The following is a 13,030-nucleotide window of genomic DNA, read 5'->3' as shown; positions in this document are numbered from 1 at the left end:
TGTGATGGTGGGGTGGCGAAGCCGACGCGCTGGTTGTCCGAGACCAAAGAGGGCCACTCGCAGTGGTACATCGAGCGGTTCCGCAAGCTCGCGGCCGACGGCGCCGACCTCGCCGGTGAAGCACGGCTGGTCGACGCCATGCTGCCGCGCGGCGCCCGCGTCCTCGACGCCGGTTGCGGCACCGGCCGCATCTCCGCCGCCCTGCACGAACGCGGCCACACCGTCGTCGGCGTCGACGTCGACCCGGAGCTGATCGAGGCGGCGCGGACCGACTATCCGGGTCCGCGCTACCTCGTCGGCGACCTGTCCGAGCTGGACCTCGGCGAGACCTTCGACGGCGCCGTCCTGGCCGGCAACGTGCTGGTGTTCGTCGCGTCAGGCACGGAGACCGAGGTGCTGCGGCGGGTGGGTGCGCACGTCGTGCCGGACGGTTTCGTGGTGGCCGGCTTCCACGTGAACCGGCACCTCGCCCTGGCCGACTTCGACCGGTACGTGGCCGACGCCGGGCTGCGGGTGGAGCACCGGTTCGCCACCTGGGACCTCCGCGCGTGGCACGACGACGCCGACTTCGCCGTCAGCGTGCTGCGGCACACCTCGTGACCGACAGGCCCTGATCAGGTCGCGCCATGCCGGGCGGCGAGGTCGTTGATGGTGCCGGCGAGGTCGATGTCCTTGCGCGTGACGCCGCCCTCGGAGTGGGTGGCCAGCGTGAACGTCACCTTGGTCCAGCGGATGTCGATGTCCGGGTGGTGGTCGGCCGCCTCGGCCGCCGCCGCGACGTCGTCGACGATGCGGATCCCCGTGGAGAAGTCCGGCGCCTCGACGGTGCGGGTGATGGCGGACGGGTCGCCGGACCATCCGGGCAACCCTTCGAGGGCCGCCCGGACGCCGTCGTCGTCGAGAAGGGTCATGGTGTACCTCCGTCAATCCGTCCTGGATGAGTGTGGACGGTTCGCCGTCCCCCTGCTGCCCATTGTCTTAGCCGCGCACGCGCGCCTCAAGCGGACTTGTGGGGCGATTCGCGCCGGCGAAGGTCCGTTTGACCCGCCCGCACGCGGCCAAGTACGGGCAGCTATCAGGGGGACGGGGGAAGTGCGGGCACAGCCCGCCCGGTGCACCGTTCGCCGTTCGGCTGGCTGGCGTTCGTTGTTCGTGCCGGTGCGCCGTTTGGTCGTCCTCGACTCCCGGAGCCGTCTTCGATGGCGGGAGTCGTGTTCGAGGGGCCTTTCGGACGTTTCTCGCTATCGAAGACGGCGGCGGGTATCGAGGTGGCCGTGTCTTCACCCGCGTGGAGAGCACGTCACCCGCCGTAGCACCGGATGACGGTCGTCATCGGCGGTCATGCGGTGCTGACGCGGGTGAGGTGCATCCGGCGCGCGTGAAGTGAGGCGTGCCCAGACTGCCCCCGTCCCCCCTGATAGGTGCCCGTTCTTGGCCGCGGGACCGCGGGTCAAGCGGACCCCCAACGCGCGAAGCGCCCATCTGGGTCCGCTTGAGGCGCGGTCACGCGGCTGAGAAAATGGGCGCCAGGGGGACGACCAACGTGGCGGCCCTTCGGCGAACGCGGCAGACCCGCGCAAGGTCGGCCAGCCAACGCGAGCTCACTGTGTGGATGTGCTGCGTCGAGTGGGGTGGATCACTGTTGCCCTGGCAACAGCAACGCCACCCGCAACGCACAGTGATCTCACCCAGTGGCGGCGGGTGTCACCGAACGTGGCTGGTCAGACACTCCGTCTGCACAGGTGGAGCGGGACCAGCCACGCGACGCCCGTTCGAGACTCGGTTCGAGTGCCGGAGTCTCGGAGACCAAGCGACCTAGACCTGGATGCCGCGGGTCAGGGCGCCGTCGACGACGAGGTTGGCGCCGCTGATGCGGCCGGCCACGGGGCTGGCGAGGAAGACCACGGGCGCGGCGATCTCGTGCGGCGTGCCCATGTGGCCGGTCGGGTTGAGGCCCACCGCGGTCTGGTATAGGTCGGGGTTGCCGTCCTCGATGCTCGCCCAGACGCCGCCCTCGAAGTAGGTGTTGCCCGGCGACACGGTGTTGGCGCGGATGCCCTTCTCGGCCAGTTGCAGGGCCAGCCCGCTGATGTAGCCGAGGATGGCGGTCTTGGCCGTGCCGTACGGCCCGGAGGCGAAGTCGGACTCGCGGCCGGACACGCTGGAGATGGCGATGATCGACGGCATCGACGAGTGCTCGAGATGCGGGAGTGCCGCCCGGACCAGCCGGACCGTGTGCATGACGTCGACGTTGAGGCTGAGCTGCCAGTTCTCCTCGGTGTCCGGGATCGCCAGCGCGCTGACGTTCGCCACCACGGTGTCGAGGCCGCCGAACGACTCGGCCGACCGGTCCACCCAGGCGGCGAGCGCCTCGCCGTCGCCGACGTCGACCACGCTGCCGGTGACGGCGCCGCGGCCGCCGAGCGCGTCCTGCGTGGCGCTGACGGCGTCGGCGTCACGCGCGCAGAAGCCGACCGTGGCGCCTTCGTCGAGGAACGCCTCGACGATGGCCCGGCCGATGCCGCGGGTGCCACCCGTGACGAGGACGCGGGCGCCGTTGAGCTGCAGGTCCATGGCTGGCCTTTCGTCAGAGGGTGCGGGCGCGGGCGCGCAGGTCGGCGTGGATGCCGCCGAAGGCGTCGGCGGCCGGCAGCAGCGCCTTCGCCGCCTTGACCACGACGCTGTAGTTGGCGTCGACGACGTTCGCGATGGGCGCCTCGGCGAGCTGCGAGCACAGCTGGTACGCGTCCATGGTGTGCAGGCCGTAGAGCTCGGCGACCCAGTGCACCAGCTCGGCGTTGCCGATGCGCCAGGAGTCTTCCAGCGGGCGGCTGGACCCGACGGTCATCCAGTGCGCGTCGTCCTCGAGCCGGGGCCAGCCCGGCGCGCCGCCCTTGACGAGGTCGACGATGAGGGTGGTGGTCATCGCGCCCTCGACGGCGGTGCCGCAGGCCTCGCCCTCGCCCTGGCGGTAGTGGCCGTCGCCGACGGAGAACAGCGCGCCCTCGACGTTGACGCCGAGGAAGACCGTCGTGCCGGCCCGCATCTGCGGGGTGTCCATGTTGCCGCCGAAGCGGTCGGGCACCAGCGACGAGCGCACCTCGCCGCCGGCCGGCGCCACCCCGACGGTGCCGAGCATCGGCGCGACCGGCAGCTCGATGCGGTGGTCGCTGTGCCGGGCCACGAACGCCACCGTGTCGCGGTCGCGGTCCAGCTCGTAGATCCACGTGCTGTCGGGCAGCGCCTCCTGCAGCGTGACGACGCGGTCGGTGCTGGTCATGCCGCCGAAGAACGGGATTGCCGCCGACGCACCCCAGTCGCGGGCCGGCTCCAGCGCGACCAGGTGCAGTACCAGGGTGTCGCCCGGCTCGGCGCCCTCGACGTAGAACGGCCCGGTCTGCGGGTTGACGAACCGGAGGTCGACCTTGGCGCTGGAGAGGTCGTCGGGCGAGCGCAGGACGCCGCCGAACGCGTCGTCGGACCACAGCCGCAGCGCGGTGCCCGGCTTGACGCGCATCGCCGGCGCGGCGCCACCGAAGGTGTAGGCGTACTGCTCGCGCGTGGGCGTGTACTCGATGACGTCCATGTGCGGACGCTACTCCGCGCCCGTCTGCGGGACCTGCGCCTCTTCGAGCTGGTCGCGGCGGAAGATCTTCCGGCCGAGCCAGGTGACCGGGTCGAAGGACCGGTCGACGACGCGCTCCTTCATCGGGATGATCGCGTTGTCGGTGATGTGGATGCCCTCGGGGCACACCTCGGTGCAGCACTTGGTGATGTTGCACATGCCGATGCCGGCCTGCTCGCGCGCCAGCGCCCGGCGGTCGTTGGTGTCGAGCGGGTGCATCTCCAGCTCGGCGTAGCGCAGGAAGAACCGCGGGCCGGAGAAGGACTGCTTGTTCTCCTCGTGGTCACGGATGACGTGGCACACGTTCTGGCACAGGAAGCACTCGATGCACTTGCGGAACTCCTGGCCACGCTCGACGTCCACCTGCTGCATGCGGTACTGGCCGTCGGCCGGACGCGGCTCCGGCGCGAACGCCGGGACCGTCTCGGCCACCTTGTAGTTGTACGAGACGTCGGTGACGAGGTCGCGGACCACCGGGAAGGTGCGCAGCGGCGTCACCGTCACCGTCTCGCCCTCCTCGAACGTCGAGAGCCGGGTCATGCAGGCCAGCCGCGGCTTGCCGTTGATCTCCGTGCTGCACGAGCCGCACTTGCCGGCCTTGCAGTTCCACCGCACCGCGAGGTCGCCGGACTGCGTGGCCTGGATGCGGTGCAGCGCGTCGAGAACCACCTCGCCCTCTTCGACGGGGACGGTGTAGTCCACCAGGTCCCCGCCGGTGGCGTCGCCTCGCCACACCTTCATCTTCAGGTCGTATCCCACGTTCACGCCTTCCTAGTTGAACAGCTCGCGCAGGTCGTCGGGCATCTGGGGCAGCGGCTCGCGGGTGATGCCGACGGCCTCGCCGTCAAGGCGGCAGTGCAGGTTGAGCTTGCCCCAGGAGTCGTCGGTGGCGGGGTAGTCGTCGCGGGTGTGCCCGCCACGGCTCTCCGTCCTCTCCAGCGCCGCACGGGCGATGCACTCCGAGACCCGCAGCATGTTGTGCAGGTCCAGCGCCAGGTGCCAGCCCGGGTTGTACTGACGGTGCCCCTCGACGCTGAGCCGGGTGATCCGCTCGCGCAGGGCGGCGAGGTCCGTCAGCGCCTGCTCCATCTCCTCGGCGGTCCGGATGATGCCGACCAGGTTGTGCATGACCTCCTGGAGATCGTGCTGGACGGTGTACGGGTTCTCGCCGCCCTCGATGCTGAACGGCGCCAGCGCGTGCTCGGACGCCGCGCGGATCTCCTCGTCGCTGATCGTCGGCCGTTCCGCCCGCCGCCGGACCACCGCGTAGGCCGCGTTGAGCCCCGTCCGCCGGCCGAAGACCAGCAGGTCGGACAGCGAGTTGCCGCCCAGGCGGTTGGCGCCGTGCATGCCGCCGGCCACCTCGCCCGCGGCGTACAGGCCCGGAACCACCGACTCGCCGGTGTCGGGGTCGACCGCCACGCCGCCCATGACATAGTGGCAGGTCGGGCCGACCTCCATCGGCTCGGCCGTGATGTCGACGTCGGCCAGCTCCTTGAACTGGTGGTACATCGACGGCAGCCGGCGGCGGATGTACTCGGGCGTCCGGCGCGAGGCGATGTCGAGGAACACGCCGCCGTGCGGTGAGCCGCGACCGGCCTTGACCTCGGAGTTGATGGCGCGCGCGACCTCGTCGCGGGGGAGCAGCTCCGGTGGCCGGCGGTTGTTCGTCTTGTCCTCGTACCAGCGGTCGGCCTCCTCCTCGGAGTCCGCCGTCTCGGCCTTGAAGAACTCGGGGATGTAGTCGAACATGAACCGGCGGCCCTCGCTGTTGCGCAGCACGCCGCCGTCACCGCGGACCGACTCCGTGACCAGGATCCCCTTCACCGACGGCGGCCAGACCATGCCCGTCGGGTGGAACTGGACGAACTCCATGTTCACCAGGCTCGCGCCGGCCTCCAGCGCCAGCGCGTGACCGTCGCCGGTGTACTCCCACGAGTTCGACGTCACCTTGTACGACTTGCCGATGCCGCCGGTGGCCAGCACGACCGAGGGCGCCTCGAACGCGACGAACCGGCCCGACTCGCGCCAGTAGCCGAACGCGCCGGCGATGCGCCCGTCGCTCTTGACCAGCTTGGTGATGGTGCACTCCATGAACACCTCGATGCCGAGGGCCACGGCGCGCTGCTGCAGCGTGCGGATCAGCTCCAGGCCGGTGCGGTCGCCGACGTGCGCCAGCCGGGCGTAGCGGTGGCCGCCGAAGTCGCGCTGCGAGATCAGGCCGTCGGGGGTGCGGTCGAACAGCGCGCCCCACTCCTCCAGCTCGCGGACGCGGTCGGGCGCCTCCTGCGCGTGCAACTGGGCCATCCGCCAGTGGTTGAGCATCTTCCCGCCACGCATGGTGTCGCGGAAGTGCACCTGCCAGTTGTCCTCTGCCCACACGTTCGCCATGGCGGCGGCGATGCCGCCCTCGGCCATGACGGTGTGCGCCTTGCCCAGCAGCGACTTGCAGACGATGCCGACCTTCGCGCCCGCGTCGTGGGCCGCGATGGCCGCCCGCAGCCCGGCGCCGCCGGCGCCGACCACGAGCACGTCGAAGCTGTGGCGTTCGATTTCAGCCATGGTGTCGCTCTGCTCCTCAGAAGAACCGCGGGTCGGACCAGGTGCCGGACGCGACCATCCAGATGTAGAAGTCGGTGAAGGCCACCCAGACCAGCGATGCCCACGCCAGCTGCGCGTGCCGCCCGTTGAGGACGGATACCCCGCCCCAGAGGCGATACCGCACCGGGTGCTTGGAGAAGTTGCGCAGCCGTCCGCCGATGATGTGCCGGCACGAGTGGCACGACAGGCTGTACAGCCCCAGCAGCGCCGCGTTGACCACGAGGATCAGCGTGCCCAGCCCCATGTGCCCCCACTCGCCCTCGGGCGACTTGAACGCCATCACCGCGTCGTAGGTCAGCAGCACGTTGTACGCCAGCGCGATGTACAGCGCATAGCGGTGGACGTTCTGCAGGATCAGCGGGAACCGCGTCTCGCCGGTGTAGCGGCGGTGCGGCTCGGCGACCGAGCAGGCCGGCGGCGACATCCAGAACGAGCGGTAGTAGGCCTTGCGGTAGTAGTAGCAGGTCAGCCGCAGGCTCAGCGGGATGACGAGGATCAGCACCGCCGGCGAGAACGGCCACCAGTCGCCCACCCAGGTGCCCAGGTGGCGGGAGCCGTCGACGCACTCCGTCGTGACGCACGGCGAGTAGAACGGCGTCAGGTACGGCTCGGCGAAGTAGTGCTGTCCGGAGAAGGCCCGGTACGTCGCGTAGGCCACGAAGGCGACCAGCACCAGCGCGGTGAACGTGGGGTAGAGCCACCAGCGATCAGTGCGCAGGGTGCGGGCGGCGATCCGGGCCCGGGTCGGAGACTTGATTCCGGTGGGGGCGGCCATGTCTTTGAACGCTCTTTTCGGAGATACGGGGGAGGGGACGGGGACGGTTGCGGCCTCGCGCGGCGGTCAGCCGGTCATGGCGCCCGCCGGTCGGGGGCGCCCAGACCTTCGTCCTCGGCGCCGGCCCACATGCTCGGGTCGTACGGCTCGTCAGGGACGATCTCCAGCTGCCTGACCTGATGCGGCCGGTGGCCGGGCTGGGGGTCGCCGAGCTCGTCGAGGTCGTCGCCGAGCCGGACCACGTCGCTGACCAGCCGCCGGACGCCGAGGGTGTCGCCGTAATGGAGTCGCAGGGTGGCCACCGCCGTGTCGAGCGCGGACACGGCCTCGGCCACTGCGGCCCGGCTCTCGGTCACTCCCATCACTGCCTCCCGCGAGCGTCGGCGGTCGCGATACGCGGCAGCCTGGCACGGGTGCGGCCCCGAATCCAGGGGTTGCCTGCGATGGGATGAACGTCACACGACTGTTCCCTTGATTTTCTGGACGATCTTGTTGTGTAAATCGCGACGGCATGCAAACGAATGCTTGCAAAGAAGTGTTGGCATTCGCTACCGTGCGGGCATGCCGGAGGCTCCGCGGCGTCGCATCGACGCCACCACCTTGCGCGGGCTCGCGCACCCGCTGCGGGTGCAGCTCTACGACGCGCTGGTCACGTACGGCCCGGCCACGGCGACGATGCTGGCCGAGCGGTTCGCCGAGAGCACCGGCTCCACCAGCTACCACCTGCGGCAACTGGCCAAGCACGGGTTCGTCGAGGAGGACCCCACCCGCGGCGCCGGCCGCGAGAAGTACTGGCGCGCCTATCCCGGCGGCGCCGAGCTCGACAGCTACGAGCTGTCCGGCGGCGGCAGCGGCGAGGCCGCCCGGCTGGTCGTCGACGAGTTCCGGCGCGTGCAGTCGGCCCGCCTCGGGCACTGGCTGTCGGCCGGCCATCTCCAGGTCCCGCGCGAGTGGGGCCAGGCCACCATCAACTCGACGGCGCACCTGCGGCTGCGGGTCGAGGAACTCGCCGCGCTCAGCGCCGAGCTGACGGCGGTGATCGACGCCTGGCGCGAACGGGTCGACGGCCGCGAGCCGGAGGCCGGCGACGACGCCCGCATCGTCGAGGTGCAGCTGCACACCTTCCCGGTTCCCGACCAGGACCTCCCGTGACGATCACGACCGCGCCGGCCCGCGAGCTCGGCCCGGCGTTCGGCCGGCTGTGGGGCGCCGCCACCGGCGCCAACCTGTCCGACGGGTTCGCCGCGACGGCCGCGCCGCTGCTGGCCGCCTCGCTGACCCGCGACCCCGTCCTCATCTCCGTGGTCGGCGTCGCGCAGTTCCTGCCGTGGCTGCTGTTCGGCGTGCTGTCCGGCAGCGTCGTCGACCGCTTCGACCGGCGCCGGGTCGCGGCGGTCGCCTGCGGCGTGCGGGCGGTGGTCGCCGCCACGGTGTGCGTGCTGGTCGCGGCCGACCACATGGTCATCGCCGTGCTGATCGGCGCGGTGTTCGTGTTCGGCGCGTTCGAGACCGTGGCCGACGGCTCGCTGCAGGCCATGGTGCCGGCGGTGGCCGGGCGCGACGGCCTGGTCCGGGCCAACAGCCGGTTCCAGGCCACCGAGGTCGTCGCGCAGAACTTCGTCGCCGCGCCGCTGGCCGGCGTGCTGTTCGCGGTGGCGGCCGCGCTGCCGTTCGTCGTGCACTCGGCCGGCTACCTGCTGGCCGCCGTCCTCGTCCTGACGCTGCCGATCGGCGCGGCCCGGGCCCCGCGCGCCGACGGCGAGCCGAAGGAGGCGCTGACCCGCCGGTCGCTGGCCGAGGGCATCCGGTTCCTGCTCAGCCACCCGGTGCTGAGCCGGCTGTGGGCCGTCACCATCGTGCTCACGGTGTTCGGCTCGCTGGCCCAGGCGGTCTTCGTCCTCTATGTCCTGGACGAGCTCGGCCTGCCGCCCGCCGGGTTCGGCGTGTTCGCCATGGCCGCGGCGGTCGGCGCCGTGCTCGGCGCGCTGATCGTGCCGCGGCTGGCCGAGCGGTTCGGCCGCGGCCGGGTCATGGTCGGGTCCGTGCTGATCTCCGGCTCGTCCTATGCACTGTGCGGGTTCGTGCCGCATCCGGCCGCCGCGGCTGCCGGCATGGTCGGCGCCGGGGCGAGCGTGGCCGCCTGGAACGTCGTCAGCATGACCATCCGTCAGGAACTGGTGCCGAGCCGGCTGCTCGGCCGCGTCCACGGGGCCTGGCGCACCTTCGGCTGGGGGCTGATGCCGGTCGGCACCTTCATCGGCGGACTACTCGGCGCGGTCGACCTCCGGCTGCCATTCATCGTCGGTGGAATCGCTACCGCGGCCGCGGCATTGGGGATGGGCCGAACGATTTCCGTCCTGTCCAAGACGGATTAGACAGGAGAATTTCCCGGAAGGTTCGTGTCCGATCCGTTGTGATTTCGTAGCCTGCCGCCCCAGTTGGGTTGCAGGTCAGTAACGGCGCGCCCTGTCACCTTGTGTGTACGTCAGTAGCGGTGGTGGTCTTAGCCACACTCATTCTGCGATCCTTGCGATCCGACACACGAGGAGTCAGACCTTGACCACCAAGCGCAGGGGTATGGCGTTCTTCGCCGTGCTCACAGCAGGGGCGCTTGCGCTCTCTGCATGTGGCGGCGATGACGACGACAGCGGCTCCGGGAGCGGCGACACCGAGGCCCCGAGCGGTTCGTCGGGCGGTCCCATCACGGTGGCGTCCGACACGGAGTTCACGTCGTACAACGGCAACTCCGAGACCGGCAACGGCACCTGGAACGCGTTCGTCCTCAATGGCGTTCAGGACGGCTTCTGGGACTACGGTCCGCAGGGCGAGATCGTCCGCAACGAGGCCTTCGGCACGTACGAGATGACCTCCGAGAACCCGCTCACCGTCCGCTACACCTTCGCCGAGGACGCGGTGTGGTCCGACGGCACGGCGATCGACTGTGACGACCTGCTGCTGGAGTGGGCGACCCAGGGCGCCGGTTACGAGACCGCGGAGATCGGCGAGGACGGCAACCCGGTCCCCCTGTTCCGTGTCCCGGGCACCACCGGTTACGACCTGGTGGCCAAGCCGACCTGCCAGCCGGGTGACAAGGAAGTCGAGTTCGTCTACTCCGAGCCGTTCGCCGACTGGCAGCAGGTGACGAACACCAGCATGCTGCCGGCGCACACCGTGGCCGAGCAGGCCGGCATCACGCCGGAAGACCTCGTGACCGCGATCCAGAACGACGACCTGGCGGCGCTGGCCCCGGTCGCGGAGTTCTGGAACACCGGCTGGGACATGGGCCCGGGCGCGCTCCTCGACCCGGCCCTCATCCCCTCCTCGGGTCCGTACGTGATCGACAGCTGGGAAGCCGGCCAGTCGCTGACGCTGGTCGCCAACGAGAGCTACTACGGCGACGCGCCGGCCACCGACACCATCGTCATCCGGTTCATCCCGCAGGACCAGCAGGTCCAGGCGCTGGCCAACGGCGAGGTCGACGTCATCGCCCCGCAGGTCAATGTCGACCTCGTGGCCTCGCTGGACGCCCTCGGCGACCAGGTCACCGTCATCAAGGGTGACGAGATGACGTGGGAGCACCTCGACTTCAACCAGACCCCGGGTGCGGTGATGGCCGACCCGAACCTGCGCCAGGCGTTCGCGATGTGCGTGCCGCGGCAGCAGATCGTCGACAACCTGATCAAGCCGGCCAACCCCGAGGCCGTCGTCATGAACCTGCGCGAGTTCTTCCCGTGGGACCCGGAGTACGACCAGGTCGTGGGCGAGGCCTACGGCGGCGAGTACGACGAGCCCGACATCGAGGGCGCGAAGGCGCTGATCGACGCTGCCGGCCTCGCCGGCACCCAGATCCGCGTGCTGCGCTCCGACCCGAACCCGCGTCGCGCCGACACCGTGGCCGCCATCAAGGCGTCCTGCGACCAGGCCGGCTTCGAGATCGTCGACACGCCGACCCAGGACCTCGGCGCCGGGATCACCGACGTGACCAGCTACGAGGTCGCGCTGTTCGCGTGGGCCGGCTCGGGTGTCATGACCTCCGGCGCCTCGCTCTACCGCACCGCCGAGGGCCAGAACCCGTACGGCTACTCCAACCCGGACGTCGACGCGGCCTGGGACGAGCTGGTCGTCACGACCGACGAGACCCGCCAGGTCGAGCTGCTGACCGAGATCGAGACCAACCTCTGGGACGACCTCTTCAGCATCCCGCTGTACGCGCACCCGGGCGTCACCGCCCACAGCCCGAACGTCGAGGGCGTCCAGCAGAACGCCGCTCAGACCCAGGTGTCGTTCAACCTGGAAGAGTGGGCGCGCACGTCCTGACCGTCCGTATGCCGGTCCGGCCGGGAATCCCGGCCGGACCGGCCCGAAGTTCGGGCCAGGGGCCTCGTGTCCCTGGCCCGAGCCTTGCGCCCGAGGCGCCGTCGCACCCGACGGCTTGCGGGCGCGGACCTGACGAGGGTTGGATCTGATCTCATGACTGTCGACGGGCTGGTGTAGCCATGCTGGTCTTCATCGTGCGCAGGGTGATCGTCTCGTTCTTCATCCTGCTCGCCGCCACGTTCGTGATGTATCTCCTCACCGCGAACGCCGGCAATCCGCTGGGCGACCTGCAGGAGTCGCGGGCGCCGAACCGCGAGGCCCTGATCGAGGCGCGCATCCGGCTGCTGAACCTCGACACACCGGCGCCGCTGCGCTACTTCATCTGGCTCAAGGGCGCCGCGGGCTGTCTGGTGCCGTTCGCCATGGAGTGCGACCTCGGCCAGAACCTCCAGGGCCAGGACGTCACCGCGCTGCTCGGCGTGGCGTTGCCGCAGACGCTGCAGCTCGTCATCGCCGCCACGGTGCTGGCGATGGTGCTCGGCATCACCGTCGGCATCGTCACCGCGCTGCGCCAGTACAGCAGCCTCGACTACACCGTCACGTTCAGCGCCTTCCTCTTCTTCTCGCTGCCGATCTTCTGGGTGGCGGTGCTGCTCAAGGAGTACGGCGCGATCCGGTTCAACGACTGGCTCGCCGATCCGTCCGTCCCCATCGGGGTGGCCGTGGTCCTCGGCGTCATCAGCGGGTTGTTCTGGATGATCGTCATCTCCGGTGACCGCACCAGACGGCTCACCACGTTCGCGGCGGCGTTCGTCGCCTCGGCCGGTGCCCTCTGGCTGCTGTCGGAGACCCGGTGGTTCGAGGACCCCGGCCTGGGCATCATCGTCATCGCCGTCACCGCCGTCGGAATCGCCTTCCTGACCACCGCGCTGGTGGCCGGGTTCACCTATCGCAACGTCCTGTACGCCGCGCTCGCGTCGGCGGGCATCGGCATCGTCTGTCACTTCGCGCTGGCCTCCGTGCTCGACGACCCCAGCGGCCTGACCATCGTCGGGCTCGCGCTGGTCACCGTCGCCGTCGGACTGGGCCTCGGCTACGGCCTGGGCGGGCTGCAGCGCCGGCAGGCCATGCAGGCCGCAGTCCTGACCGGCCTCGGCACCGGCGCGCTGCTCTTCCTGGACCGGCTGCTGGGTGCCTGGGACACCTACTCCGACCAGGTCGGTGGCCGCGTCATCGCCACCATCGGCGCGCGCACCCCGAACTTCGACGGCACGTTCTGGGAACAGGGTCTGGACCGCGCCACCCACCTGATCCTGCCTACCATCGCGATCGTGCTGATCTCGTTCGCCACCTACACGCGGTACACCCGGTCGAGCATGCTCGAGGTGCTGAACCAGGACTACGTGCGCACGGCCCGGTCGAAGGGCCTCGCCGAACGGGGCGTCATCGTCAAGCACGCGTTCCGCAACGCGATGATCCCCATCACGACGCTCATGGCGTTCGACTTCGCCGGCGTGCTCAGCGGCGCCGTCATCACCGAGAACGTGTTCGGCTGGACCGGCCTGGGACGATTGTTCGCCGATTCACTGCGAGCCGTCGACCCGAACCCGGTGATGGGCTTCTTCCTGATCGCCGGTACCGCGGCCGTGCTGTTCAACATGTTGGCCGACATCGCCTACGCGTTCCTCGACCCGCGCATCCGGTTGTCGTGA

Annotated in this window: 12 protein-coding genes; 5 read left to right on the top strand and 7 right to left on the bottom strand. The window is 70.3% G+C overall.

Annotated elements, in window-relative coordinates:
* Nucleotides 1-12 precede the first annotated feature (12 nt).
* The gene (locus tag ACW62_RS07250) at nucleotides 13-600 is read left to right on the top strand and encodes a class I SAM-dependent methyltransferase (protein ID WP_053203405.1); all 588 of its coding nucleotides are present in this window, start codon (nucleotides 13-15) and stop codon (nucleotides 598-600) included.
* Between the two features lie 14 nt (nucleotides 601-614).
* Here ACW62_RS07250 and ACW62_RS07245 read toward each other — a convergent pair whose 3' ends face one another.
* The 7 genes from ACW62_RS07245 to ACW62_RS07215 form a co-directional block, all read right to left on the bottom strand.
* Nucleotides 615-911: a 4a-hydroxytetrahydrobiopterin dehydratase gene (locus tag ACW62_RS07245; protein WP_053203404.1), complete on the bottom strand. Its 297-nt coding sequence runs from the start codon at nucleotides 909-911 to the stop codon at nucleotides 615-617.
* 904 nt (nucleotides 912-1,815) lie between these two features.
* Nucleotides 1,816-2,574 carry an SDR family NAD(P)-dependent oxidoreductase gene (locus ACW62_RS07240; protein ID WP_053203403.1) on the bottom strand — a complete coding sequence of 253 codons (759 nt, stop codon included), beginning with the start codon at nucleotides 2,572-2,574 and terminating at the stop codon, nucleotides 1,816-1,818.
* A gap of 13 nt (nucleotides 2,575-2,587) precedes the next feature.
* Nucleotides 2,588-3,586: an acetamidase/formamidase family protein gene (locus tag ACW62_RS07235; protein WP_053203402.1), complete on the bottom strand. Its 999-nt coding sequence runs from the start codon at nucleotides 3,584-3,586 to the stop codon at nucleotides 2,588-2,590.
* Between the two features lie 9 nt (nucleotides 3,587-3,595).
* Nucleotides 3,596-4,384: a succinate dehydrogenase/fumarate reductase iron-sulfur subunit gene (locus ACW62_RS07230; RefSeq protein ID WP_053203596.1), complete on the bottom strand. Its 789-nt coding sequence runs from the start codon at nucleotides 4,382-4,384 to the stop codon at nucleotides 3,596-3,598.
* Between the two features lie 12 nt (nucleotides 4,385-4,396).
* Nucleotides 4,397-6,187 carry a fumarate reductase/succinate dehydrogenase flavoprotein subunit gene (locus tag ACW62_RS07225; RefSeq protein WP_053203401.1) on the bottom strand — a complete coding sequence of 597 codons (1,791 nt, stop codon included), beginning with the start codon at nucleotides 6,185-6,187 and terminating at the stop codon, nucleotides 4,397-4,399.
* Between the two features lie 16 nt (nucleotides 6,188-6,203).
* The gene (locus ACW62_RS07220) at nucleotides 6,204-7,001 is read right to left on the bottom strand and encodes a hypothetical protein (protein WP_053203400.1); all 798 of its coding nucleotides are present in this window, start codon (nucleotides 6,999-7,001) and stop codon (nucleotides 6,204-6,206) included.
* A gap of 74 nt (nucleotides 7,002-7,075) precedes the next feature.
* Complete coding sequence (locus ACW62_RS07215; protein ID WP_053203399.1) at nucleotides 7,076-7,363, bottom strand: hypothetical protein; 288 nt, start codon at nucleotides 7,361-7,363, stop codon at nucleotides 7,076-7,078.
* A 199-nt stretch (nucleotides 7,364-7,562) separates the two neighbouring features.
* Between ACW62_RS07215 and ACW62_RS07210 the strand changes: the two genes are divergently transcribed.
* The 4 genes from ACW62_RS07210 (at nucleotide 7,563) to ACW62_RS07195 (ending at nucleotide 13,030) form a co-directional block, all read left to right on the top strand.
* Entirely contained in the window at nucleotides 7,563-8,153 is a 591-nt protein-coding gene (locus ACW62_RS07210; protein WP_053203398.1) for a winged helix-turn-helix domain-containing protein, read from the top strand.
* Nucleotides 8,150-9,376 (top strand): MFS transporter, encoded by a 1,227-nt coding sequence (locus tag ACW62_RS07205; protein WP_053203397.1) that lies wholly within the window; start codon nucleotides 8,150-8,152, stop codon nucleotides 9,374-9,376. Before ACW62_RS07210 ends, ACW62_RS07205 begins: the two co-directional genes overlap by 4 nt.
* A gap of 181 nt (nucleotides 9,377-9,557) precedes the next feature.
* Nucleotides 9,558-11,318, top strand: a complete 1,761-nt coding sequence (locus tag ACW62_RS07200) for an ABC transporter family substrate-binding protein (protein WP_157574487.1) — start codon at nucleotides 9,558-9,560, stop codon at nucleotides 11,316-11,318.
* A gap of 179 nt (nucleotides 11,319-11,497) precedes the next feature.
* On the top strand, nucleotides 11,498-13,030 hold the full coding sequence (locus ACW62_RS07195; RefSeq protein WP_053203395.1) for an ABC transporter permease: 1,533 nt from the start codon (nucleotides 11,498-11,500) through the stop codon (nucleotides 13,028-13,030).

It is taken from the genome of Jiangella muralis (assembly GCF_001270745.1).
GTDB classification, from domain to species: domain Bacteria; phylum Actinomycetota; class Actinomycetes; order Jiangellales; family Jiangellaceae; genus Jiangella; species Jiangella muralis.
Note: the sequence above shows the minus strand (reverse complement) of the source record. Positions and strands in the feature narration are given on the sequence as shown.